General features: G+C 61.0%; 21 protein-coding genes and 2 tRNA genes. 8 read left to right on the top strand and 15 right to left on the bottom strand.

What is annotated here, in order from left to right:
• The 6 genes from CXY74_RS04280 to CXY74_RS04255 form a co-directional block, all read right to left on the bottom strand.
• On the bottom strand, positions 1-1,035 hold a 1,035-nt coding region (locus tag CXY74_RS04280; RefSeq protein ID WP_233193208.1), incomplete at its 3' end, for an ABC transporter substrate-binding protein.
• 96 nt (positions 1,036-1,131) lie between these two features.
• A complete protein-coding gene (locus tag CXY74_RS04275) occupies positions 1,132-3,189 on the bottom strand; it encodes an ABC transporter ATP-binding protein (RefSeq protein WP_104199269.1) in 2,058 nt (685 codons plus the stop codon).
• On the bottom strand, positions 3,186-4,037 hold the full coding sequence (locus CXY74_RS04270; RefSeq protein ID WP_104128882.1) for an ABC transporter permease: 852 nt from the start codon (positions 4,035-4,037) through the stop codon (positions 3,186-3,188). The genes CXY74_RS04275 and CXY74_RS04270 overlap by 4 nt, the downstream gene beginning before the upstream one ends.
• Before the next feature lie 70 nt (positions 4,038-4,107).
• Positions 4,108-5,091, bottom strand: coding sequence for an ABC transporter permease (locus tag CXY74_RS04265; protein WP_104199268.1), 984 nt, complete (start codon positions 5,089-5,091; stop codon positions 4,108-4,110).
• 588 nt (positions 5,092-5,679) lie between these two features.
• Positions 5,680-6,948 (bottom strand): MFS transporter, encoded by a 1,269-nt coding sequence (locus CXY74_RS04260; protein WP_104199267.1) that lies wholly within the window; start codon positions 6,946-6,948, stop codon positions 5,680-5,682.
• Between the two features lie 414 nt (positions 6,949-7,362).
• Positions 7,363-8,628: an MFS transporter gene (locus CXY74_RS04255; protein ID WP_104199266.1), complete on the bottom strand. Its 1,266-nt coding sequence runs from the start codon at positions 8,626-8,628 to the stop codon at positions 7,363-7,365.
• Between the two features lie 474 nt (positions 8,629-9,102).
• Here CXY74_RS04255 and CXY74_RS04250 point away from each other — a divergent pair, with 474 nt between their 5' ends.
• Positions 9,103-9,657, top strand: coding sequence for a GNAT family N-acetyltransferase (locus CXY74_RS04250; protein WP_146070054.1), 555 nt, complete (start codon positions 9,103-9,105; stop codon positions 9,655-9,657).
• A 190-nt stretch (positions 9,658-9,847) separates the two neighbouring features.
• Here CXY74_RS04250 and CXY74_RS18175 read toward each other — a convergent pair whose 3' ends face one another.
• Complete coding sequence (locus tag CXY74_RS18175; RefSeq protein WP_255409512.1) at positions 9,848-9,973, bottom strand: hypothetical protein; 126 nt, start codon at positions 9,971-9,973, stop codon at positions 9,848-9,850.
• Positions 9,974-11,333: 1,360 nt separating this feature from the next.
• On the opposite strand from CXY74_RS18175, the gene CXY74_RS04240 reads away from it, so the two are divergent.
• From CXY74_RS04240 to CXY74_RS04225, 4 genes are all read left to right on the top strand, one after another.
• The gene (locus CXY74_RS04240; RefSeq protein ID WP_146070053.1) at positions 11,334-12,362 is read left to right on the top strand and encodes a hypothetical protein; all 1,029 of its coding nucleotides are present in this window, start codon (positions 11,334-11,336) and stop codon (positions 12,360-12,362) included.
• 227 nt (positions 12,363-12,589) lie between these two features.
• On the top strand, positions 12,590-12,880 hold the full coding sequence (locus tag CXY74_RS04235) for a hypothetical protein (RefSeq protein ID WP_104199263.1): 291 nt from the start codon (positions 12,590-12,592) through the stop codon (positions 12,878-12,880).
• A gap of 147 nt (positions 12,881-13,027) precedes the next feature.
• Positions 13,028-13,555 (top strand): hypothetical protein, encoded by a 528-nt coding sequence (locus CXY74_RS04230; protein WP_104199262.1) that lies wholly within the window; start codon positions 13,028-13,030, stop codon positions 13,553-13,555.
• A gap of 321 nt (positions 13,556-13,876) precedes the next feature.
• Positions 13,877-14,158, top strand: a complete 282-nt coding sequence (locus CXY74_RS04225; protein ID WP_104199261.1) for a hypothetical protein — start codon at positions 13,877-13,879, stop codon at positions 14,156-14,158.
• A gap of 355 nt (positions 14,159-14,513) precedes the next feature.
• Here CXY74_RS04225 and CXY74_RS04220 read toward each other — a convergent pair whose 3' ends face one another.
• On the bottom strand, positions 14,514-15,062 hold the full coding sequence (locus CXY74_RS04220; protein WP_104199260.1) for a hypothetical protein: 549 nt from the start codon (positions 15,060-15,062) through the stop codon (positions 14,514-14,516).
• Here CXY74_RS04220 and CXY74_RS04215 point away from each other — a divergent pair.
• Together CXY74_RS04215 and CXY74_RS04210 are read left to right on the top strand one after the other, a co-directional pair.
• Positions 15,031-15,915 carry a tyrosine-type recombinase/integrase gene (locus tag CXY74_RS04215; protein WP_146070051.1) on the top strand — a complete coding sequence of 295 codons (885 nt, stop codon included), beginning with the start codon at positions 15,031-15,033 and terminating at the stop codon, positions 15,913-15,915. The genes CXY74_RS04220 and CXY74_RS04215 overlap by 32 nt on opposite strands.
• On the top strand, positions 15,912-17,720 hold the full coding sequence (locus CXY74_RS04210) for a hypothetical protein (protein ID WP_104199258.1): 1,809 nt from the start codon (positions 15,912-15,914) through the stop codon (positions 17,718-17,720). The genes CXY74_RS04215 and CXY74_RS04210 overlap by 4 nt, the downstream gene beginning before the upstream one ends.
• A 231-nt stretch (positions 17,721-17,951) precedes the next feature.
• Here CXY74_RS04210 and CXY74_RS04205 read toward each other — a convergent pair.
• From CXY74_RS04205 to serS, 5 genes are all read right to left on the bottom strand, one after another.
• A tRNA-Ser gene (locus tag CXY74_RS04205) sits at positions 17,952-18,042 on the bottom strand.
• A gap of 102 nt (positions 18,043-18,144) precedes the next feature.
• Positions 18,145-19,428 (bottom strand): LCP family protein, encoded by a 1,284-nt coding sequence (locus CXY74_RS04200; RefSeq protein ID WP_104199257.1) that lies wholly within the window; start codon positions 19,426-19,428, stop codon positions 18,145-18,147.
• Positions 19,429-19,513: 85 nt separating this feature from the next.
• Positions 19,514-19,598, bottom strand: a tRNA-Ser gene (locus tag CXY74_RS04195).
• 120 nt (positions 19,599-19,718) lie between these two features.
• Positions 19,719-20,519 (bottom strand): HAD family hydrolase, encoded by an 801-nt coding sequence (locus CXY74_RS04190; protein ID WP_104199256.1) that lies wholly within the window; start codon positions 20,517-20,519, stop codon positions 19,719-19,721.
• An 11-nt stretch (positions 20,520-20,530) separates the two neighbouring features.
• On the bottom strand, positions 20,531-21,811 hold the full coding sequence (gene serS / locus CXY74_RS04185) for a serine--tRNA ligase (RefSeq protein WP_104199255.1): 1,281 nt from the start codon (positions 21,809-21,811) through the stop codon (positions 20,531-20,533).
• A gap of 63 nt (positions 21,812-21,874) precedes the next feature.
• Here serS and CXY74_RS04180 point away from each other — a divergent pair, with 63 nt between their 5' ends.
• Positions 21,875-22,858 (top strand): diacylglycerol kinase family protein, encoded by a 984-nt coding sequence (locus tag CXY74_RS04180; protein ID WP_104199254.1) that lies wholly within the window; start codon positions 21,875-21,877, stop codon positions 22,856-22,858.
• Between the two features lie 18 nt (positions 22,859-22,876).
• On the opposite strand, the gene CXY74_RS04175 is transcribed toward CXY74_RS04180, so the two are convergent.
• Together CXY74_RS04175 and pheA are read right to left on the bottom strand one after the other, a co-directional pair.
• Positions 22,877-23,368 carry a hypothetical protein gene (locus CXY74_RS04175; RefSeq protein ID WP_104199253.1) on the bottom strand — a complete coding sequence of 164 codons (492 nt, stop codon included), beginning with the start codon at positions 23,366-23,368 and terminating at the stop codon, positions 22,877-22,879.
• Entirely contained in the window at positions 23,365-24,321 is a 957-nt protein-coding gene (pheA, locus tag CXY74_RS04170; RefSeq protein WP_104199252.1) for a prephenate dehydratase, read from the bottom strand. The genes CXY74_RS04175 and pheA overlap by 4 nt, the downstream gene beginning before the upstream one ends.
• Between the last annotated feature and the right edge of the window lie 21 nt (positions 24,322-24,342).

The raw sequence follows: 24,342 nt of genomic DNA, 5'->3' as shown, positions 1-24,342 counted from the left end.
GTAGTTCAGACCGTTCCACACGACCTTCTTCTGCAGCTCCACGTCAATGGCCATGAAGAATGCCTTGCGAACATTGATGTCTTGGAACTGTGGCTTGTCGGCGTCGACCTGCAGAAGCGTATTGGCTGTCTGCTGAGCCCGGTAGGTTACGACACCCTCCATATCTTTGACCTGCTCGAGGCGGTCCTTGGTGTTGGTGCTCGTCATGTCGATCTCGCCGTTTTTGAAAGCGTTAATCGATGCTGCGCGGTCCAGCTGACGGAAGGTCACCTTGTCGAGCAGCGGCTTCTCGCCCCACCAATTCTCGTTTGGCTCAAACACCACGGTTCCACCGTTGATGTCGAAGTTGCTGAGCTTGTATGGCCCGGCGCCCCACTCGGTATGCGGTTCGTCAATGAAGCCCTCGTTAAAGATTTCGGGCGTGTTCACGTGGGGGTTGAGCACAGTGGTGAAGAGCATCTGGGGCCACGCAAATTCGCCCTTGAAGGTGACGACGGCCTGCTTATCAGTCTCACCCTTGGTGACCGACTCGATCTCCTTGTAACCGTCGGTGGCATTGGGGCTATAGCCCTCTTCGGATGAACGGTTGGCGATCCAGGTTGCTTCGAACGCTTTCCAGTCGATGGGTGTGCCATCGTTCCAGACTGCGTCGTCGTTGATGGTGAAGTTGACGAAGGTCTTGCCGTCCGCGGTGCCGAATTCCCAGTTGTCGAGGTAGGCATCGTTCTTGTAGGGCGTGCCGTCCTCTTCCATGAGCAGAATCTGTGGCGTGTACCACGAAGCGAGGCGTGAGGTGTCCGCGCTCGCGTCGCCGTTGAGAGGGTTCATCTGCGGGGTGATCTCGTTGATCGGGAAGACTACCTCGCCACCCTGCTGAAGGCTCTCGCGTGGTTGGGGATTGTAGTCGGCTGACGAGACAGCAATGGTGCCTCCGCCATCGGCGCCGGGGTCACCTGCCGCGGTGCAACCGCTGATACCGAGGGTGAGAACACCGCCCAGTGCGACAATTCCAAGCAGTTTTCTGTGCTGATTCATACCGTTCCTTACTTTGTGGGTTTGGATGGGGGGAGATTCACTCCGGCTAGGAGCCGTGCCCCCGAACGGGAGCGATGGTCACTGAGCTGAGACGTTCTATCTGAAGTGGCATGCATTGCGATGGTTCTCTGGCCCGGTCAACGGCGGCACTTCGCCGAGACAACGGGCCTGATCCTCTGGTGGCAGAACCTTGAAGAGTTGGCACCTGCTGGCGAAGGAGCATCCACCACTTTGATCGGTGGCGCTTGCTAGATCACCAGTGAGCACGATGCGTTCGCGTGTGCGCTCGATGTCCGGATCCGGGATGGGAATCGCCGAGAGCAAAGCCTGCGTATAGGGATGCTGTGGGTCTTCGAATATCTCGTTGACGCTGCCCTGCTCAACGAAAGCGCCGAGATACATGACGGCCACTCGATCGGCGATGTGTCGAACGACGGAGAGGTCGTGCGCGACGAAGAGGTAGGACAGGCCCAGCTTGGCTTTGAGCTCATCGAGCAGGTTGATCACGCCAGCCTGGATGGAAACGTCCAGAGCCGAGACGGGTTCATCAAGCACTACAACCTTGGGGTTGGTGGCCAATGCTCGGGCGATACCGATGCGTTGGCGTTGGCCTCCCGAGAACGCGGACGGAAAGCGGTTGCTGTGCGATGGGTCGAGGCCGACCAGGTCCATCAGCTCATCGACCCGCGTTTCGCTCTCAGCTTTTTTGGTCCCGATTGCACGTAGGGGCTCGGCGATGATATCGGCCACTGTCATGCGCGGGTCAAGGGCGCCCATCGGGTCTTGGAACACGATCTGGATGTCACGCCGCAGAGTGCGCTCGGCGTGGCCGCCGCGCACATCGGCGACGCTCGTTCCGCCGATGAGAATGTCGCCGTCAACCTGTTCGACCAGATCCATGATCTGCAGCAGGGTAGTGGTCTTGCCGCAACCCGATTCGCCGACGATCGCCATCGTCTCCCCCTCACGGATGTCAAACGATATTCCGCGGATTGCATGGACCTCACCAAGCTTGCGTTTGAGGAAGGCCCCCTTCATCAGTGGGAAGGTTTTGGTCATATTGCGTACTTCGAGCGTCACCGGCCGATCTTCACGGGGGACGCCCGCTAGCGCGCGCTCGGATACGTCTGGCAGGGGAAACACTCGTCGCCCATCGATGAGGCCGCCATCGGTAATTTCGTGGGAGCGGATGCAGGCAGCGTGGTGTTCGCCCATCTTTTCGTTGCCCACGTCCACGAGATCAGGTTCGCGCGTGTGACAGGCATCGATAGCGATTGGACAGCGCGACGCGAATGGGCAGGCATCCGGAAGATTTATCAGCAGCGGCGGGTTTCCCTTGACCGGTACGAGGGGTTGTTTCTCGGCCTTGTCGACCCGGGGGATCGCGCCAAGGAGGCCAATGGAGTACGGCATGCGCGTGCGGTGGAAGAGCTCGTGCACGGGAGCCTTCTCGACTGGCCTGCCCGCATACATGACCAGTACATCGTCCGCGGTCTTAGCGACGACTCCCATGTCGTGCGTGATCATGATGACGGCGGCACCGGTCTCGCTCTGGGCTTTGGCGATCAGGTCGAGAATCTGGGCCTGGATCGTCACATCGAGGGCGGTTGTCGGCTCATCAGCGATGATAAGTTTCGGCTTGTTCGCCATCGCAATGGCGATCACCACTCTCTGGCGCATCCCGCCAGAGAACTCGTGGGGGAAGGACTTCATTCGCCGTTCGGGATTGGGAAGTCCCACGGTCTCGAGCAGTTCGACGGCACGAGCCCACGCTGCACGCTTCGAGAGCTTGCGATGAACGGTGAGCGCCTCAATAAGCTGGTCACCAATGCTGAAGACCGGGGTGAGCGACGACAACGGGTCTTGAAAGATCATCGCCAAACCGTTGCCCCGAATCGCGGAGAGCTGCTTGTCAGACTTGCCGAGTAACTCTTGACCGTCGAAGGTGATTGATCCAGAGATCCTGACGTTCTCGTCTAGCAGCCCCATGATCGCCAACGACGTGACCGACTTGCCCGAGCCCGACTCGCCGACGATGCCGAGTGTGCGACCCGCCTTGAGGTCGAACGAGATGCCGCGCACAGCGTCCACGGTGCCCGTCTCCGAGGGAAAGCTGACCTTGAGGTCACGAACAGAAAGTAGTGGGTTAGTCATGCTCGCCCTCCAGCGGCAGAAGTTGGATCGAACGCGTCCCGCAGGCCGTCAGCGACCAGGGCCATTGAGACTGTCAGTAGCGTGAGCGCGGCGGCAGGAAAATAGAACAACCACGGCGCGCTGGTGATGGTGTTCGCACCGGAGCCAATCAGTGAACCGAGCGAGACATCAGGGATTTTGACCCCGAAGCCGAGGAACGACAGACCGGTCTCGATCATTACCGCGGCAACCACACCAAGAGTGAAGTTGATCACCAGAAGCGAACCGATGTTGGGCAGCATATGGCGCAGCACGATCTTCATACCCGGCACGCCCATGTAGCGGGCGGCGTGCACATATTCACGTTCACGCAGTGAGAGCGCCATCGTCCAGATCACGCGAGCGGGGAAGAACCACCCGATGAGAATCATGATGAGCGAAATAGTGCGCCAGTCTCCACCAGAGTCGTTGGAGAACATCGCCAGAAGCAGGAATGTGGGCACGACCATCAAAAAGTGAATGAGCAGCAGTGTCAACCGCTCGAACATGCCACTGAAATATGCGGCCGCAGTGCCAACCACTGCAGAGATCACGGTGGTTCCCACCGAGACTGCGACGGCGATCATGAGTGAGCGTTGCAGGCCAATTGCCACCTGAGCGAAGGTGTCGTTGCCCGCGCTCGTAGTACCAAGCCAGTGTTCGCCGCTCGGCGGCTCACCGAGGTTGAGAAAATCGAGCTCGATGTGGTCGTAGCGCGCAAGCAGGGGGGCAACGACCGCGAACAGCACGAGGACGGCGAAGATCACCAGGCCCGCGACCGCCGGACGATTGCGCCGAAAACGCCTGGAGTAGAGCTCCCACTTCGACATCCGTTTTCTGGGAAGCCGAATGGCAGTCGTTTCTGGTCCGACGGCCGGTTGGATTGAATTTCTCGGCATTTCAGCTCACCCGCACTCTCGGATCGAGAACAACGACGGCGATGTCGGCGAGCAGCGCGCCGATCGCGGTGAGAACCGCGCCAAACGCGGCAATCGCGACGGTTCCATGGATGTCATTCTTTGCAATGGTTTCGAGAAAGTAGCGGCCCATGCCGTTCCATCCAAAAATCGACTCGGTGAGGATTGCCCCCATAAAAACGGTGGGGATTGTAAAGGCCACCTGTGTTGCGACCGGAATGAGCGAGGTGCGCAGCGCGTGCTTGCGAATGGCCTGCCCCTTCGTCAGGCCCTTGGCGCGGGCGGTACGCACGTAGTCAGCGTTGATGTTGTCGAGCAGCAGTGACCGCTGCAGGAAATGGGTGCCAGCGTAACCAATGATCACGAGTGCAACGGTCGGTAAAATGAGATGTTGCAAGGCATCAATGATGATGGGGAAGAACCCCGTAACATCCGGACTCGCCGAGCCGGTGACGAAGAACACTGTCGTTCCCACCATGTTGTTGAAGCCGATCGCCAGCAACACGATTCCGAGAGCCGCCACGACGATATTGATGTTCATCGTGATGATCGAGGTGGCCTGACCGATGCGGTCGGCGATCTTGTATTGTCTGGACGCGGTGTACACGCCGAGGGCAATGCCCAAGACTGTGGCGAGTATCGTGGCGCCAAGTACAAGCTCTGCGCTCACCCACATGCGATACGCCACCTGATCATTCACCGACTGGCCGACCGGGCTTACTCCCCAATCCCAGCGGAAGATGACGCCGGAGAACCAGTTCCACCAACGCTCCAGGAGCGAAACGGTATCACTGAGGTTTCGTGGTTGAAGAAGCTGGACTACCTGATCCTCTGACAGCGGTGGACGACGTCCAACGTAGTTGTTGCGCGGGTCAAGAAAGCCCCATGCTAAAAAGTACGTCAGATTCGTAGCGACCACGATCATGAGCATCCAGCCGGCGAAGCGACGTATCAAATACTTGATCAAGAAGTTGTCTTTCTGGTGCGAAAGCGCGTATCAGGATCGCCGACACCACGCTGAGTCAGTATGAATCGTCCCAAGTTTCATGCCGCCGTTTTGTTGGCAGCTTCGATTTTTTTTGGGCCGTTTATTTCAGCGTAGTAGTAGTTACGTTCATATCTTTCCGGCGGCATGTTGCCAGCACTCCCGTATCGCCCTGTTCACGCCACTTGCCGACCAAGGAGATATACAGCTTTTTTCGGCGGAACAACGCACCACGGCCCTGCCGATCCAGGCGGTCGTACTCGGTCAGAATGTCGCGTTTGTACTTGGCGGTTTAGGTGGGACGCCGTAACGGTCAAGTTTGTGGCACCTGTTGCAGTTGGCATCGAAACGTTTCTGACCAGCACCCGTGACGGGCTCGGGCTGGAGGCGCTCCGCGACCGGATCTCGGTGGGAACGACCACCATGTTAGGAGCGTCTCGGCGGCTCGCGAGTTGGCGTGCTGTGCAGCGGGAGTTATCCCATCACAATCGATGTCATGATCCCGCTGCCATGGCAGAGCAACAAAAACAATGGGAGCAGATGCCCACAGCGAGTCGAAAACGACGGTGATCACCGCACGCCCTCCGCTACCAGGCTCGCCTGTTCATTGTCCTTTCTAATCCCGCCAGCCATGAGCACCAAGGCGCCCATTAGCGCGACCATGATTGCGATCGTAATCACTGCCACTGTGGTCGTACCGGTCGCGCTTGCGACACCGAAAACTAGCATGCCTGCGGGGATACCCACGGTGTTCACTATCTGGTCACGCGCAGCGAAAGTATGCACACGAACCTCGTCGCCGATCGACTGTCCCAAAGTATCCCACCGAATTCCCGAGACAGTAGTCAGCGCGGAACCAATGAAACCAGCAGCCCAAAGCGCTAAGGGTATGGGGACAAAGAGAAAACACAGCAACTGCAGTGCAATACCCACACAGCACAACAGATGAAGATACTTCCACGGCACCTTCCTCAGAACGCCTAGCAGCGACGATGCCGATCCAAGTAGCGACCCCACAGCCATGCACGCCGCAGTCACCGCCCAGATCTGTGGAGAGTTCCTTTCAATCACTAAGGTCGGCCCCGCGGTGCCGAGGAGCCCGATCGTGAGCGCAACAAAAAGCCAGGTAACCAGCCCCACGTTCACCCACCGAGGAAGATTCGTGCGAACCCGTTCTGTCTTCACTATCTCTTCGTCGGAAGATGGCGCTACGACTTCGACAGACGCGGGAATACGCACACCTGCAAGCAATATGATCCCGATCAAAAAACCGACCGCATCAATAAGAAGCACCGCATTGAATCCGAGCAGTAAAACCACAACTGATCCGGCCAGCGGCCCAGCAATGGCGAAAGCATCGCCCAGAATGGACAGCCACGCATTTGCCTGCCCGTGGTATTTGACCGGGACAATACGGGGAATCGCCGTGAATCTGGCCGGCTGAAAGAAGGACGTTGCGATCCCGTACACAGCCGACGAAACAGCCATCGCCACGATGGCCGGCCCCGGACCGTCACGTGCAACCCCGCCCAATACCAGCCAGGCAAGCAGACCAGCCTGCGCGATAAACCGCACAACATCGGAGCCGATCATCATTCGAACCGGGTTACGTGCTGGTGCAGATCGCTGCACTAGTAACATGCCTACGAAACGACCGCCCCACAACGAAAGCAGAACGACCGTTAGGCCCCAACCAGACGGCTCGATCCTGTGGCTTTCAAGCGTGAACGCAATAGGAATGAGTGACCCGCCCAAGCCTGATACAAACGCAGCCGAAACGAGTCTGCGAAACCCATCGAGCCGGAAGGGCTGAAAAGTGCTCTTTGCGGTGGATTGCATCACATTACCGGCGTGAGCAACAGGTCTTGCTCAAATCCGAACGGCCAGAATTGCATCACGTCATCTATCCCCAGCTCGAACCTTGCAAAGACTTCCGCGGGCGTTGTGCTTGAAGATCTCGCCAAATATTGGATAACTTCAGAGTAACGTGTCGGCATAGGAAGTTTGCTAATTCCCTTTCAAACCAGCAGCATATCCAAATCACCGTCGATATCACAAATATGGCTGATTGATAGCCTCAAGGCCGTCTCAGATGTTATAAAACTCAGGCTAAGCGAATACGGCATACTCTCGAAGCCACTGCTTCAGGGATACCTTTCGATAGAACGCGGTTAGTCTTTGTCCTCTCACCAGTCGAACGGTGCAGGATGACGCTTCGGTCAACCTCGAGGTTGCTGCCCTGACAGCACCAGGTCAGGTCGGCGACTTCTCGACGTCGACGACGGTCGGCGTGGGCTGTAGCGCGGCCCCAGATGGCTGAGGAGCGAATTTCCGCACGCTTGGGAGCAAGACTCCGAATGCCACGATGATGACACAGATGGCTCCCATGACATACATCGTGGGAGCGACACCTGCCCAGGCCGAAACCCCTCCGACCAAGGCGTAGCCCACCGGGGTTGCGACGGTAGATGCGAACACGGCAAACGACCCAACACGAGCGAGGAGAGCGCCGGGGACGCCGCGCTGTGCGCTCAGATCCTCCATGACGCCCAGGACCGCCAAAGCAAACCCCGCAACGCTCTGCAGCCCGGCCACCAGCCAGAACGGGGCCCCCGATACCAGGTTGATCGGTTGCGCCGCCACAACGATGAGACCCACGAAATACCAAATCGCTGGCCGCTGCGGCCGCAACCGTGTCGCCACCAAACCTCCGAGCACGCCGCCGACACCGAAGGCAGACACCAAGATGCCCCAGCCCGCACCACCACCCAGATTGGTTTCGGCCCACACCGGCCCCAGCGCATATATTGCCGGCAGAGTAGTGAGGTGCAGCACAACACCCGCAGCAATCATCCACAGCAGCCACCGTCGCGCGAGGAGCGCCTTGAAGCCTTCGACGAACTGACTCAGAACGGTCCCTTTGCTCTCCTCAGGCAAGGACCTCGGCCTCGTCGTCCAGATGAGCACCCCCGAGACTACGAAGGACGCGGCGTCAATACCGATTGCGAGCACGCTGAGGTCTAGTGCCACGAAGATTCCGGCTAGCAGAGGTCCAACTAAGTGCCCACTTGTGTATGCGGCGGACATGTACCCATTCGCTCGTTCGAGAGCCGCGTCCGGTACCACTCGAGGCAGCAGCGCCCGGGACGAGGGAATTGCTACGCCCTCCGCTACCCCGTAAACAGTCATCAGCGCTGCCAGCGCAGCAACGAACGAATCGGAGCTGATGAAAAGCGCAACGACCAGTCCTTGTACGACGGCGCGCAACAAGTCACTCAGCACAAGAGTTATCCTCGGCCCGATTCGGTCGGCAACGACGCCGCCCGCCAGCACGCTAGCGGAGAAGCCGACCGCGCGAGCGCCCAACACGAGCGCGACGGCGACGGCGTCTCCCCCGTGGCCGAGGATGAGGAAGGGAAGAACGACAAAGCTCAGCCTGTCGCCAATCGCCGAGATGGACTGAGCGGCCAAAAGTTGGCGGAAGCCACCGCTCCAAAGGTTGCGCGGTGTCTTATCCAAGGGGAGACTCCCCCGGTCGCAGTCCGTCGGGCATAGACAACAGGACGTCGGTCACGAGAGGCTCCACTTCCGCAGGCGTCTCATCGGGAAAGTCAATGCCGGGAGCGCACACGTCGACAACCCGACCGTTCGACGGTTTCTCCCCGGGCGCTCTTCTTTTGGGCGGGGAGGTCTTGGTCGTTGGTGGATACGCGTGCGCAGCCGATAAGCATTCCGGTCATGCTAGAGCGTACCGTTTACCCTTTTTCACCAGGCTTTTCTTGAGCGGGGCAGACGGAAATGTGGCGGCCTCGAAACTCTGCGGATTATCGTTGGCGCTCCGCGCGTGTTCGGGTGTTCCGGTCACCGATCGGCTTGAGGACACTTCGGCAAGGTGGCGCGCTATTTCGTCGGCAGTCGGAAGATCAACCGTCACTCTGACAAACTGTGCTGGTGACCGGGGAGATACAGATAATCCAATTCAACGATCCGCGAGTGCAGCATCTAATGCAGGCCGGATACGTCATTGTCGGCGAATCGTGGGGTGCCCGCCTGCGGCTCAGCGATCCACCCGACCTGTCAGCACTGCACGCGGCCGTCGTCGCGGCAACGGAACAAGCCCTCCTAATCCAGGAACTCGACGCCAGCTGGGCGCCTCAGGTCACGGCGCTGGAAGCCCTGAACCACGCCGACTACCCATGCACGCCAGCGACAGAAGTGCCGCACCGCGACGAGTCCGACGTGCTCGAATTCTGGAGTTCCGGCTGCCGCCTCTTTGGTGCTATTGATGACGGGCAACTCGTGGCAGTCAGCGTCATCACCCGGACCACCGCGCGCGCAGAAACCGAATTCACGTCCGTGCACCCTTCGTACCGCCGCCGGGGGCTTGCCGTTGCCGTCAAGGCGGCGTCGATTACGGCCTTGGCCGACGACGGCGTCAGAATCTTCGGCACGGGTGGCGCTCAGGTCAACACCGGCAGCATCCGCATGAACGAACATCTCGGCTATGCCATCGAAGAACGATGGCTCAGCCTCACGATGCCGCAATAGTACGAAAGCAGACTACCCGGCAGAGGTTCCCCTAGGGCATCTGGAGATGGTGATCCGCTGCGTCGGACGAGTGATCGAGTCGTGTTCTGGAGGGTTCTCCAACGAACCGTTCGCGAGCGACATTTGCGCTGAGCTCGCGGTCTCCTGTCGCTCTGAGTCACAACGCGGCTGCGCTGGGTGCGCGGTTGTGTTACTCGGAAGGGATAGGGCGTTCGAGGATGACTTCGTGGATCAGGTCGGTGGTCACGGTGTCGAGTTTTATGAATTGGACTGTGATTCGTTTCAGTTCGGCCATGGTGCGGACGCCGTCGCCCATGTTGCCAAAATAGTATCTTCAGGCAGAAGAAAACCCCTGAGTCCCAGTGTTCACAAGGGATTCAAGGGTTCAAATGGCTGCGGGTAGATTACGTAATTCCCACAGGCCAGTCACAACGCGGAACGCACTTGCAACCAATTATCACGATTCCATGACTTTGCGGTTTTAATTCCACAGGCCCGAACGCGGCCTGTGGAAACGTGCGCCTGGCGTCTATCCGAAATTACGCTGCCACGCACCGGGGATTGCCAAGAGCATGAATAGAGTCGTCAGGCTCACTCCAATGATTGAGAGTACAAGGCCGGCGACCGCCAAGCCTCTGCCTGCACTCCCAACCGGAATGCGGCGCACTGCCTTCGAAGACTGCACCCAACCGACGATCCCGAGAGGAAGACATAGAAACGGGATGGTCACGAAGAAGATCGAAAGGACGCCGAGAACGAATCCCGGCATACGACCGGGAACACTGAGACCGGGACTCGCTTGCTCGGGTGGCCACTGCGCAACCAGCCACTGAGATCCGTCCCACCACTGGCGGCTGGCGGCACCATTGTCATACCATCCCGCTGGGGCATTGGGACCGTTGTCTGTCATGAGGTTTCCTTCAATGGGTGACCGTGTGAGAGATGGCTTTTGGGAGAGCATGGGTCTGCCCACGAGCTATCGCATGCAATGAATGTCTGTGATTCGGTAAATATGTCCGTCCCCGTAGATGTCGTCGAGCACTGAACTCAGTTTCGCTTCACAGCGTTCGATTTGGCAATGCGCCAAACGATCCCGCCGAAACGCGCCTTATCTTATTCGCCAGCGCCTGCCCGTTGAATCTCTATGGCGGCACGGCTGGAGTCGGAGACTACGCCGCGCAGGCTGGTAAGGCCATGGAAAACCTCCGTACCGCCCTGAAGGCGGCAGGAGCCCAACACGATGACGTCGTGAACATCCGTGTCGTCGTGCATCCTCCAAGGAAACCGACCTAGCCGACGCATGGGTTGTCGTTCGAGAGGTATTCGGGCAACACGATGCACCGAGCACAGTCATAAGAGCGACCGTGCTGGGCTACACGGACCAGCTTGTCGAGGTCGGAGCTGTGGCGGCCGTGATCGACTGGAATCATCCCAATGGGCGCCTCAGCTCGCCAGCCGGAATCGGGAGAAAATGAGGGCATAGAGAAGCGCCTCACATAGAGCATGGCCACGCTAGGGTCGAGCTGTAGTAATAATCTGTCGACGGCGTTTGGGGAACGATGCACTTACGGAACGCGATGATCGACGCCGACGGCAACATCTACGGCGAGGGTCGGATCACCTATCCACCCAGCCCCGACGGGTCATTCAGCACCCCGGTGGGAGATCTGGTCCAGGTGAAGATCGCCTTCAGCCGCTCACTTCTTTCGTTCACATCATCTCGCGCGATTCGCGACCCAGACACCGGTTATCTCACCCCCGACTTAACTGGGCCTCGAATAGTCGTCCCGCAGGGCCTCGAGTCTCTTCTGATCATGGCGCTAGCACAGAGCTATCCGGCCAATCCGATTACCTTCGCGCTCGATGCCGCCGGGCAACTATCAACCGCGTCAGAGGCCAATCGAATCCGCCAAGGCCTTTCGGACTGGCGAGGATCGGTGACCTACGCAGAAGGCGCGTTGACGGTTCACATATCCGCTGCGCTGCGTTCCCTGCCTCCGATCTACAGCTTCGACAAACTCGATGACCCGTGGCTAGTGGATGACGAGGTGCCCGGTCGTGTCGACGTTGAATTCGAACTGGACGCCATCACATCCGTTGCCCGGTTCGGCAGCTACTGGAAGGCACTCTCACAAGAACTCGAGCGAGAACCGTCCTCTGTCGTGCGCACGTCCGTCGATGCTATGAGACTGGAGTCGGCGCCTATCGGAGACCTCCGAAGAATCTACGGCGTGACCAAGGACGACCTGTATGTCGGCATTTATGAAGTCGTCGAGCCTTGGTACTCGCTAACCCTTTACGCCCCCAGGGCTCAATCCCGGTTCATAAGCGGTTTGATGATTGAAGACAGCCGCTTCCCTCGAATTACTTTCGAAGGAGTCAATCTCGACGTCGTTGTGGGAAGCATGTGGGCGACGCGAAACTTCGGCGTGACTATAGCTAGTGGGCAGATCGGACTCGTCGAGTGGTCCGGCGGCAGCCCAGACGGGCCCGGAGACGCAAGCAAATTGCTCGAAGCTAGCTTGAATTTCGAGCTCACGATGGACGGCCTCGTGTTGAGCTACTCAGCGTTACCGGAATCGTCTACGCGCGGAGCACTGCTCGGCGTAATCACGATTCCCTGGGAAGTGTTGATTATTCGCTCACCCTTGTTCGTACGACACCGAGAAAAGCTGTTGGCAGGTAAGCCACAATTCGATCCGTGACAGGGGAGCCACCCCTCTGCGCAGCGCCGAACATCCGGGCAAGCAACTTCAACTGTCGCTACTACGACAGCATCGCTTCGGGTTAGAAGACAATCACAATTCGTCCCGTAGAACGTTCCCCTTCCGGGCGATTTGCTCAGCGAATCGACTTGAGCGGAATCACGCTTTAACGCGCCCGTTGGTCGTCCGTCTTACGGGATGCCCGCGGCCGCCGTGGGTATCGGGGTATGGCGCAAATCGAAGATGATGGCCGTTCGGCCGAAGAGCCTGCCCTCCCGGCACCGCGGCAGGATCATTTGATCGAGCAGCGGTTCGTATATCAGATGGGCGGGAACGTAAACGACTGGCCGACCCTTGTTCTCACCAGGAGTGAGCACACGGTGTCCGCCAACGCGTGGCTCGAGGCGATTCCCCGCGGTAGCGGAACGTTGGATGTGACCAAGGGGCAGATCAAAGATGCTGCACGTAGCATCTATGCTGATCACGCGGAGATTCTCAACGGATTGGGGCTGGGTTGAACGAGTTCGTCTCGCTAGGAATGAAGCGCAACCGTGGGTGGCCGTGGCCAGACTCGTCCNAAGCGCAACCGTGGGTGGCCGTGGCCAGACTCGTCATACGGCCTGGGCCCGATGTTCGGTGAAGACGGGTGGTGTCGCGACTGCGGGATGCCCCTGCGCGAACAGCAAGGCTCGCTCACCCTCAAGCGCACGGGTATGGCCACGATCTCGGGCGGATGGGTGCCGTACGGGAGGTACGACACCATCTGCCTCGAGCAGTCGCTCGCTGACGAGGCCGCCGCACGCTTCACGCTTGACCTCCGGCCGCTGGAATGGCGCGGATTCTCGCCGGGCAGTGCGCAGCAAATCGTGATTCCGACCGTCGGCACCCAGTGGTTCGACGCTGACGGGCTTCGTACCGCGGCGATTGCGCGCCACGGCTCGGCCGGGGCTCGGTGCCCAGGCTGCAACCGGTGGAGATGGATGCCGGTCCCGGTGGCCCTCCTCCCTCCGTTTCGCATCGAGCCGCCCCTCGGCGATGTCGACATCGCGGCGAGCCCTGAGTGGTTCGGGGACGGCTGGAACAACTTTCGTGAGGTCCTCGTCCGCAGAGAACTTGCCGAACTGCTCGCAAAGGCAAGTCCCCGCGACTTCGACTTCGACTTTGCCGAAGTCAAGATGGCCTCCCCACGCTGAAGTACTCCGGAGACCTCAAAGCTCTGGCGTTGAGTTAACCGAAGTCGTCGAGCAGATCAATGAAGCGCAACGCGGGTTGCCGCGACTTGCGCCGGCATTCGGGCTGAACCAGACATTTTGCCAGGATCCCCTCCTACTAAGGGCTCCCCTTGCGGGACGTCTATGCACGTGGTTGCTGTGGCGTTACGGTGAGTGAGTATGAAGCCAATTCGACTAAGAATCGCTACATTCATCGGATGCGTCCTCGCGGTATCCGCTCTCACCTCGTGCTCGCCGCCGGACGCATTTACCGTCTTCAACGTACCGTAATCTTCAGTCGACATGCTGCCGCCTGGTGACGCTTTCTCGGTGATCACAAGCATCAAAGCAGACACCACCCGACTGCTCTGGACTGATAACAGCGTCAGATACTTCGCAGCCCTCTCCGACGGTGACCCCTGCCTCATCATCTTGGACGAGGTGGAAGCGGCCAGCGCGTGCTCGACCGAGCTGCCCGTTGGCTTCGCGTTCAAGGACGGCCCCGAAATGCGGCTTGCCGACGGACCCTCCAACAGCGAACAGAACTGGACCGAGGTCGCCGACCACCTGTGGGCGGCCAACTAAAGCCCCCCACCGGATTTCCTGCGTGCGGAGACGAAATCGGATCGGGCCGCGAGAAGCACTCTATTGGCAACGAACACGCCGATAGGGAATATGCCCAGTATCGTGAGCGCCTTGCCGACATCAATCCCCCCGCCCCCGTTCGCCTGTAAACCCCGGGGACGGCACATCGCGTATTAAGAAGCGGTGCGGATGAGTTCGCGACCGATCAGGTGGAATGTGATACCGCCGATAACAGTCCATATGTCTACAGCGATTCCCGAACCTGTTCGATTCGAGTTCAAGGAAGGCGGCAGCACTCGTGGGGACTGCTCCAGTCTTATTGCCCGGCTGACCGTGGTCACTGCAAGGAGACCGGCTATTGCCAGACCCAACCCAGTCGGCGGCGAAGGCGCCTCCGCAGCCACTCCAATGGTCTCGGAGGAAGGTCTCGCAACTCCGCCGCATCCACCTTCGCCGGAAGCGCGCAAAACAGGCCGGCGAGGCGCAGGAGAATCGCAGTTTCGCTTGCTCCAAAATCGAACCTGAAGCCATGAGCCGCGGTGTTGCGCATGTTGCGCATGTTGGACCCAGGCGACAGCAGTGCAACTCTTAGTGCGCGAATCCAATCGTGATCTAAGTCAAGCGCCTCGAGCTTGTCGACGTAGAAGTCCATTGCCGGGAAGTGACCAGATGAATTGCCTCGCTCAAGTCGGTAGATCGCCACGTCGAGACGAAGCAGCAGGCCACGCGCGCTCGCCTCAATCAGGGGGATCAGGATCCGTGCAGCGTCTGAGTGGCGCTCCTTCCAGAAAAGATCGAGAGCCTCTGCGAATCGGAGAGTGAGCTCTGGGTCAGCTCCGTAGCGTACGGCGAGGCCCGCCGTGACATTCTCGATGGAAATAGCGCCGCAGCGGTGGGAACGCATCCGAGAGTTCGTCGAAGACGCTGTCGCTGTCACCGCACCCAATTGTGCGTACACGACGTCTCGCCTGCTCATCGTCTGCTCGCACTACGTGGACTGGGCAGTAAACATCGCCAGCCTCCCGCTGCAGCCGCAGATTCTCTTTCGCCTCGAACTCATCTCTCGGTACACCAGCGAGGTAATGAACCAGGCAGAGGGAACACGCCGCAACTACCGAGCCATCCTGCTGCGCATCTCCGAGATACTCCTCCCCGACCGCCCCGAGGCAGAGCTGACGGCGCTGAACTCACGCGTCAGCATGGAACCCTATTCCGATGCGGACCTGACCCGGCTCGCGTTCTGGGCCAGAGGACAGAACACACCCGGTCGGGAACGCAACGCGACGGTTCTGCTGGCGCTCTGCGCCGGGGGCGGCCTGTGGTCCAACGAGGTATGTGAAGCGCGGCGCGAGGATATCCAGTTCGATGCCCACGGCGTACTCGTGTCCGTGCGCGGCAGCAATGCCCGATACGTACCGCTTCTGGCCCGTTGGGAACCCTGGTTGCGTGTGGCCGTCACCGGCCTCGATGCTGGTGACCGCGTGTTCGGCAGCCCGACCCGTAAGAACAACAGCAAGAACCTCGTCACCGCGTTCATTCATCAAAGCGTTCAGCCGCACGGAATGCCACGGCCGCAAACCAACCGCATGCGAGCGACCTGGCTCGTGACACACCTGGCCGCCCGCACCGACATGCGCGCGCTGATGACCGCCAGCGGCGTCGGAAAATTCGAGAACCTGGCCCGGCTCCTGCAGTTTGTGCCGAAGCTAGACACCGTTGCCTACCGTCAGCACCTGCGCGGGGAGCTGAACACGTGATTCCGCGCATCGACCGCGCCCGCGTGCACGACGCTGAAGCCTGGATGCTCGAGGCATTTGGCATGACGAACGCCATGTATATGCGCCGCATCACGACAGACCCCCTCCGGGTCTACGTGAGCGAGACAATCCGTGTTCTTGAGTCCGCGAAAGTTCGTGCGCTTATCAAGACATGGCGCCACGAATCCGGCTTCACCTCTCCCCGAGGCCGCAAGCAGACCATCGACGAACATGCCGCCCTCGCAGTGATTCTCATCCAAATGCGTATCGACAGCGACCTCCGATTCAACGACATGGCCGCGACGATTTTGCGTTTGACGGATGCCGAACGCGAAAGCCTTGGCATCCGCGTTCACGACGTCGAGCATGCCTTCTGGTACGACCGCCTCTGGCGGGCCGTCTCAAGACTGCAACGCCTCATCGACCCCTTCCCCGGCAACCGCCGCAAACTGCCCAGCCGCCAGGAATACAAGGAGATTCTCGCCGCTCGCGACCCAGCTGACACCGCCGTCAAGCAGGCTCGCCTCTCCACCCTCTGCAACGGGTTGCTCCACGGGTCCATCGCGCTCATGCCTCGAGCACTCCGCCGCCGATTCAAAGGCAACACAGCCCTCGACGCAACGCAGATTCCTCACAACGGATGGCTCGGCGGCCCAAGTAGGAAGAACCCCAATGGGGCCCACTGCAGCATTAATTATGACGGGGGCTGGTACGTACGTGAGGGCAACCACGATGGCAGCGGAACCACGTATAAGGACAAGCGAGCGTGGGCCATCGAAGCTGAAATCGCAACGATGACCGCCAACACGCCGGGGGAACGCGCAACCTTTCCCCTGCTCGCCCACGGCGTCAGCTTTCACAAACCCGGCATGATTGCCGGGGAGGGCAACCGGTTGGTCACGGCGATCCTCGCCGCCGGCTTCCCCATCCTGCACTTCATGGCCGACCGCGCATACCTGCCCCGCAGCACAGCCGACACTCTGCAGGCCACTCTGGCCGAAATTGGCGCCAAGCCGGTCTTCGACTACGACAAAGACGAACAAGGCCAGACAACCTTCTACGAGGACCTCATCCAAGTCGGCGGACAGTGGTACGTGAACTACATGCCCCAGGACCTGATTCACGCCCTCGACCTCTACCGAAAGGACCGGAAGGCTGCTGACACCGGCGTGCCCGTTGACGAGGAAACGCCGGAAGACGACGCCATCCTCTCCAGCGACTCAAACCCCGTGCGTCAAGCCAAAGAACTGCGAGACCAGCGAATCGCCGAACGTGAAAAGTACCGCGCCAAGCCTAAAGGCAAGCGCCGGCCCGACGGCTCACGCCGATACCTCTACCCTGACCCTAAGAACTACGACGGTTTGGCCGTCGACCACAAGACCGGTGAACTTATCGAGCCCATCCGCAAGAAGACCGTCGTGATTCCCGCCGGGAAAGACCCCGCCAAGGACAAAGCCCTGAAGTACGGGCAGACCTACCCCCACAAAAGCCCAGTGTGGAAGGGTTTCTACGCCCTGCGCAACACCGTCGAAAGCCAGAACGCATTCATCAAGGACTCCGCGACCGAAGACAACGCCTCCCCCATGAAACGGCGCGCCCGCGGCAACACCTTCGCGTCACTGGCCGTCACCCTTGCACTCGTCTCCGCCAACATCCGAAAAATTCTGACGTTCATTCAGAGCGAGCTGGCCCGAGTGCCCCTCACCACGAAGAACAGGTCCTTCACGAGCACGTGCTACTCCAGCGCTGACATCACTTCGGCGACGGCACCCACCGACACGACGCCGTCACCACCACCGAGCTAAGCCGCCCGGTCGTCACCAATTCCGTTACCTGCAGTAAAAGTCGCTTCGCCCTGCCAAAAACAGGGCGAAGCGGTGTTTAACCGCTGACCGCGCGCCGATCACAGCGTTTCTTGGGGGTAGCACTCTCGAAATCGGCGCCTTAACGCAGAAAACCGGCGATGCGATCGCCGGTTTTTTGTTGCCGCAAGAATTTCGTAAACTAAACGCCGGAATTACGTGAATTCTTCGCTGCGGAGACGGTGGGATTTGAACCCACGGTACCCCGTAAAGGGTACTCCACCTTAGCAGGGTGGTGCACTAAGCCGAACTATGCGACGTCTCCTTGGCATCCGCTTGCGCAAACACACTCTCTTATCTTAGCCGTACCACGGGTATCCGCTCTCACCACGACGACCGGGTCAGAAAAACGGATGCCCCCGCCCGGCTACTGGTTCTCGAGCGTACGTCCCCTGCTACAGGTATAGTCGCTGGCGGTCTGGCCGGTCACCGACTCCGATAGGACGACTCCGGGGGCTTCCGTGGCCACCGGCGCATCGGTCGCGGCTGGAACATCGGTCGCGATGGGATCTGTGGTCGCAGCTGGGGCGGGAGCGGCTTCGACGAGAGCGTTGGGGTCGGCGACGGTGCCGCGGCCGGTGGTTCCACTCAGCGCGAGGGGTTGATCGGCAGCAACCGCCTCGAATAGGTTGTCGAAGGCTGGCTGAACGGCCTTGACCCCTCCGGTCGTGCTCCCGGTCGGCACCTGCGCGAAGACGACCTGGTCGAGGTCGATGTCTTTCAGCGCCACGGCGATCGACGCGAGGGTCGTCACGCTGTTGAGACTGTCGGAAAGCCGCATATTGCCCGTCACCGCCTTGGCCAAGGCGTACACCTTGGCCGGGTCCGAGAGGGTGTCAGCGCTCTTGATCGTGCGCACCAGCGACGACATGAACAACTGCTGGTTGTTGATACGGGTCAAATCGCCGCCGTCGCCGACGCCGTGGCGGGTGCGCAGAAACTGGAGCGCGTCGTACCCGGCGAGCATGTGCTCGCCCGGGTCGAGGAATGTTCCCGTATATTCGTCTTCGATGCGGCTGGCCACGCAGACCGGCACGCCACCGACGGCGGAGGACATGGCCATGACCCCACTGAACTGCGCTTCGGCCGCAAACGGAATGGACAGGCCGGTGAGCTTCTCGACCGTTAGCACGGTACAGGCGAGGCCGCCGTAGGTGAGCGTGGTGTTGATCTTCTGGCTGCTCATCGCGGGGAACGAGCCACCGTCGGGGTCGGGGCAAGAGGGAATGGGCACGAACAGGTCGCGGGGAAAGCTGATGACCGAGGCGTTGCTGTGGTCTTCGGAGATGTGCAGCAGCATGGTCACGTCGTTGAGATCGCCGGTGGAGTCTTCCGGACCGAAGGCTGCATCCTGCCCAACTCGGCTGTCACTGCCGACGATGAGCATGTTCACGCCGCCGTCGATGGCGCCGATCGATGGGACCGGACCGTCGGTCTCATTGGCGAGGTGCACGCTGGGCTGCACGCTCGCTGCGACGTCATAGGCTGCGATCGCGCCGACCGAAAAGCCGCTGACCAGGACGACGGCCAGGCTGCCGGCAAGAAACTTCGCGACCGTGACGGCAGCATTCGACTTCTTCAGTCGGCCGTGACGCGCAACGGTTTTGAGGTTCTGCGAACCGTTCGAGCGGGGGCGAAGTTGGTCGCTCACTCATGTCCTCTCATCGGGTTGCTGGCCGGACGGCCCTGAGGCGACAGTCGCTGTACGCCGGTGGTTGTGCATTTCACAGGTGTTGCGGAGGGCGTGGGATTCGAACCCACGAGACATTTCTGCCCACCAGTTTTCAAGACTGGCTCCATCGGCCGCTCGGACAGCCCTCCCGGTTGCCCGAGCCCCCACGCAAAATGCAGCGTAGAAACAGTTGGGCGAACTGGCCCGATTCTAGCCGATGGCAGACTGCACAGGCTGACAGAGCCGGCTGAAAAACGGCTGGATGCCCGTCAGAGCGTGCGCAACACCGTGGCGAGGCCATCGATGGCCACGTTGCCGGTGACCTCTGATCCGGCGGCAAGAACGTCATCGGGGGACTCCCCCATGGCCACACCGCGACCGAATTCGCCAGCCCATTGCAGCATGTCGATGTCGTTGCGACCATCCCCGACGGCCATTACCCGGTGGCGGGGGACACCAATAGACACCCGCACCCGCTCCATCGCCGTGGACTTATTGACACCGTCGGGGGCGATGTCGAGCCAGGCAGTCCACCCGATGGCGTAGCTGACCCGGTTCAGCCCCATGCGCTCGACCACCTGGAGAAAATCCTCCATGTCGTGGTCGGGGGAGATGACGACCACGCGGGTTGCCTGGTGCTTCAAGAGCTCATCGAAATCGACCCGTTCGCTGTCCATGCCGATCGTGGCATCGGGAATCGGCTCGGTATAGCGGTAGAAGCCGTGCTCGTCTTCGACGGCGAACCGCGCCGACCCGAGGTGCGCGCGAATCGATATGAGCACGTCGCTGGGGTCGAAGGTTTCAATCCATTCACGGCGGTAGCCCATGGGCGCTGAGGCGTCGCGGTGCATGGTGATGGCGCCGTTGGAACAGACGACATAGCGCGGTGAGATGCCGAGTCGGTCGAGCACCGGCAGGGCTGCTGCGGCGGAACGCCCCGTGGCCAGCATGACCTCGTGTCCTGCAGCGGTAAGCCGGGCGACCTCGTCGATCACGGCCTGGCTGATCGAGCCGTCTTCGTGCATCGTGGTTCCGTCGATGTCGAGGGCGACGAGCCACCGCTCGGTCATGGACACCGCAGTCACTTCGTTCCCCTGACGGGGATCGGCCTGAGTACCTCGAGGCCACCGAGGTAGGGCTGCAGCGCGCTCGGAACGAGCACCGAACCATCCGCTTGCTGGTGCGTTTCGAGCATGGCCACGAGCCAGCGAGTGGTCGCCAGCGTACCGTTCAGGGTGGCGACCGGCGTGGTCTTGCCCGATTCGGTTCGATAGCGGATGTCCAACCGGCGCGCCTGATAGGTGGTGCAGTTGCTCGTGCTGGTGAGCTCACGGTATGCATTCTGGGTGGGCACCCAAGCCTCGATGTCGAACTTGCGGGCCGCGCTCGAGCCGAGGTCCCCAGCAGCGACGTCGATAACCCGGTAGCTGAGGCCGAGCGACTGCAGCATGCCCTCCTGCAGGGCGACGAGGCGATCATGCTCGGCCTCGGCGTTCTCGGGCAGCACGTAGGTGAACATTTCGAGCTTGTTGAACTGGTGCACGCGAATGATGCCACGGGTGTCTTTTCCGCCCGAGCCGGCCTCGCGGCGGTAGCAGGTGGACCAGCCGGCGTACCGCAGGGGCTCTTCGGAGAGGTCGAGGATCTCGTCTTTGTGGTACCCGGCGAGCGCGACCTCGCTCGTGCCGGTGAGGTAGAGGTCGTCGGCGGGCAGGTAGTAGACCTCATCATTGTGTTCGCCGAGAAAGCCGGTGCCGTCCATGATCTCGGGTCGCACCAGGGTGGGGGTGATGAGCGGCACGAAGCCGGCTTCGAGCGCCCGGTCGAGCGCCATGTTCATGAGGGCGATCTCGAGCCGGGCGCCGATGCCCTTCAAAAAGTAGAAGCGGGTTCCGGAGACCTTGGCGCCGCGGGCCATGTCGATGGCCCCGAGCAGTTCGCCCAGTTCGAGGTGGTCGCGCGGCTCAAAGTCGAAGATCGGGGCTTCACCGTGGGTGCGTAGGGTCGCGAAGTTTTCTTCGGCGCCGACCGGTACGCCGTCGATGATCGGGTTCGCGATGGTCTTGACGACCGCGGTGAAGCGGATGTCGGCCTCGCCGGCGATGACTCCGGCAGCCTTCACCTCGGCGGCGAGGCTTTGCGCTTCTGCAACGAGGGCTTTTTTCTCAGCGCCAGGCGCCGCAGCGACCCTCTTGCCGAACAGGTTTTGCGCGGCGCGCAGGTCTTCGAACGCCGTGATCGTCGACCGCCGTTCCGCGTCGGCAGCAAGCGCGGCATCGACCGCCTCAACGGAGTCGCCACGGGCCTCCTGCGAACGCTTGAAGAGGTCAGGGTTTTCGCGTAACAGCACCGGATCAATCACCCGGTCAGTCTACAAGCGACTACCATCGGGCAATCGCGAGGCCAACCCAGTAGCCTAAGCCTCGTGAGCGCCTCCGAAAACCTCGCCCAGCATGCTGCCGTCGTCTACAACCCCATCAAGGTCGACCTTGCTAAGTTGCGGGCGAGCGTGGCCGAAGCGGAGCAGTCCGCCGGATGGGGTACGACGCAATGGTTTGAAACAACTGTCGACGATGTCGGCCAGGCCGCTACCAAACGGGCCCTCGATACCGGCGCCGCTATGGTGGTCTCGGCCGGCGGTGACGGCACGGTGCGGGCCGTCGCCGAGGCGTTGCGGGAGTCCGGCGTGCGCATGGCCATCGTGCCATCGGGTACCGGCAATCTGCTCGCCCGCAACCTGCTGCTCCCGCTCGGCAGCATCGACGCCGCAACGTCGATCGCGTTCAGCGGTGTCGACAAGCCCATCGACCTCGGCGTCGCTATCGTGACCACCGATGCCGGCGCGGTAGAAGAGCACGTTTTTCTGGTCATGGCCGGGCTCGGGCTCGACGCGCAGATGATCGCCCACACACGCGACGACCTCAAGAAGCAGATGGGCTGGCTCGCCTACGTCGACGGGGTGGCGCGGGCGCTGCCGAAAGCGCGGCCATTTCGCATCCGCTACAGCGTTGCCGGACGCACGGACCGGCCGGCGCAGGTGAGCGCCATTCTCGTGGCCAACTGCGGGCTACTGCCGGGCAACCTGCAGTTTCTGCCCGATGCGCGCCTCGACGACGGCATTTTGGACATTGCCGTGCTGCAGCCCAAGGGCATGCTCGGCTGGCTCACCATCTGGCGGCGGGTGACCTGGGAAAACGGGGTCCTGCGGCGCTCAGCGGTGGGGCGACGCATGATTGCGGCGACGGAGTCGTCAAATGAGCGGGTGATGACGACCCTGCGCGGGCCCGACATTCGTATCGCGCTTGAGCACGTGCAGGAATTCGAACTGGACGGCGATGAGTTCGGTCTGGTGCAGAAGGTGCGCCTGCACGCCGATGCCGGCGCGCTCATCGTGCGCGTGCCGGCCTGAGTCAGATAGCGGAACTGGCTATGGTCGCGACGATCGAAAACGCCACCGCAGGGCGTGGACGAACAGCAGGCCAACAACGGTGAGCAGACCGGTGGAGATCATTGCGGGTGCGAAGGTGTAAGTCAACTGCTGCATCACTATCTCGATCGGCACCTCCGCGTTCGAGGATCCCGAGAAGCCGGAGCTGAAATAGGTGCTCGTAATCGTGCGCACCTGCAGGATCAGCCCACCGATGATGAGAGCTGGCCCAATAAACCACAGGGCAATGATGAACGGATTACGCGGCTCGAATTGATCGAGGGGCTCGTCGTCGTCAGCTGCACCGTCTGCAGGCACAGGGATCGCACCCGGGTTGCGCCCGTCTGTGTCGACGGATGCTTCTGGCTGGTTGGAAGGAGTGGGCGCGAACAGCTCGGTCATCGCCGCGCTAGTGGAATCCACCGAGTCACCGGGCTCATAGCCACGCTGATAGCGGGCATCGTGCTCCGGGTCAAAGCGCGGATCGGTCATTGGGTCGGCTCCCCCGCGATCAGCCCGCGCAACCAGTCGCGAGCCTCGATGAAGATGCCGTCGTCGTAGCGGGACGTGAACTCGATCTTGCGCTGGTCTGCCCGCGGATAGGACCCGAGAAAGATCACCTTGGGGCTGAAACGGCGCAACCCGAGCAGTGCGTCGGCGACGCGCTCGTCGAGAATATGACCGTCGGCATCGACCACGAAGCGGTAACGGCCGAGGGAATCCCCGATCGGCCGGGACTGGATGAGACTGAGGTTCACGCCGCGGGTGGCGAACTGCTCGAGCATGTCGAGCAACGCGCCGGAGCGGTCGCTCGGCAGCTCGATGATGAGGCTGGTCTTGTCGGCTCCGGTCGGCGCGGTGAGCTCGTTGCCGCGGGCGACAAGCACGAACCGGGTCACCGCGTTCGGGTTGTCACCGATTTCTGACGCCAGGACAACGACGTCGTGGTGCTTGTCGATGCCGGGCGGGGCGATCGCGGCATCCGCTTGCGCGTTGTCCAGGAGTGACGACGCCGCAGTGACGTTGCTCGACGCGGGAATGTGCCCATGGCTCGGCAGGGTGCGTTCGAGCCAATTGCGGCACTGCCCATAGGCGACCGGATGCGCGTTGATGACGCGCACGTCGTTCAACGTTGTGCCGGGGCGGGCGACCAGTACGAAGTTCACGGGCACCAGGTATTCGCCGATGATGCGCAGGTTTGGCACGCTCGCGAGGGCATCCTGCGTGGCCGTGACTCCGCCGTCGACCGAGTTCTCGATGGCGATCATTGCCGCCAGGCTGCGGCCGCTCACGACATCGGCGAAGGCCTCACCGACGTTGTTGACCGGACGCCAGATCTGGCCGCGGGCGCCCGGAACCTGGGCGAGCGCCGCTTCAGTGAAGGTGCCGGCCGGGCCGAGATAGCTGTAAGTCTGGGCTTGGAGCGGATTCGGCGAGTCGGGCATGGCTGACAGCCTACCGGGGGT

Origin of the sequence: Cryobacterium sp. Y29 (assembly GCF_002929825.1) — a bacterium.
Taxonomy (GTDB): Bacteria; Actinomycetota; Actinomycetes; order Actinomycetales; family Microbacteriaceae; genus Cryobacterium.
Note: the sequence above shows the minus strand (reverse complement) of the source record. Positions and strands in the feature narration are given on the sequence as shown.

Excerpts from the sequence above, each read along its gene's own strand:
- CXY74_RS04275 (WP_104199269.1), bottom strand. The coding sequence starts at position 3,189 with ATGACTAACCCACTACTTTCTGTTCGTGACCTCAAGGTCAGCTTTCCC.
- CXY74_RS04270 (WP_104128882.1), bottom strand. The coding sequence starts at position 4,037 with ATGTCGAAGTGGGAGCTCTACTCCAGGCGTTTTCGGCGCAATCGTCCG.
- CXY74_RS04260 (WP_104199267.1), bottom strand. The coding sequence starts at position 6,948 with ATGCAATCCACCGCAAAGAGCACTTTTCAGCCCTTCCGGCTCGATGGG.
- CXY74_RS18175 (WP_255409512.1), bottom strand. The coding sequence starts at position 9,973 with ATGGGCGACGGCGTCCGCACCATGGCCGAACTGAAACGAATCACAGTC.
- CXY74_RS04235 (WP_104199263.1), top strand. The coding sequence starts at position 12,590 with ATGGCGCAAATCGAAGATGATGGCCGTTCGGCCGAAGAGCCTGCCCTC.
- CXY74_RS04230 (WP_104199262.1), top strand. The coding sequence starts at position 13,028 with ATGCCCCTGCGCGAACAGCAAGGCTCGCTCACCCTCAAGCGCACGGGT.
- CXY74_RS04225 (WP_104199261.1), top strand. The coding sequence starts at position 13,877 with ATGCTGCCGCCTGGTGACGCTTTCTCGGTGATCACAAGCATCAAAGCA.
- CXY74_RS04215 (WP_146070051.1), top strand. The coding sequence starts at position 15,031 with ATGGAAATAGCGCCGCAGCGGTGGGAACGCATCCGAGAGTTCGTCGAA.
- CXY74_RS04220 (WP_104199260.1), bottom strand. The coding sequence starts at position 15,062 with ATGCGTTCCCACCGCTGCGGCGCTATTTCCATCGAGAATGTCACGGCG.
- CXY74_RS04190 (WP_104199256.1), bottom strand. The coding sequence starts at position 20,519 with ATGACCGAGCGGTGGCTCGTCGCCCTCGACATCGACGGAACCACGATG.
- CXY74_RS04175 (WP_104199253.1), bottom strand. The coding sequence starts at position 23,368 with ATGACCGATCCGCGCTTTGACCCGGAGCACGATGCCCGCTATCAGCGT.
- pheA (WP_104199252.1), bottom strand. The coding sequence starts at position 24,321 with ATGCCCGACTCGCCGAATCCGCTCCAAGCCCAGACTTACAGCTATCTC.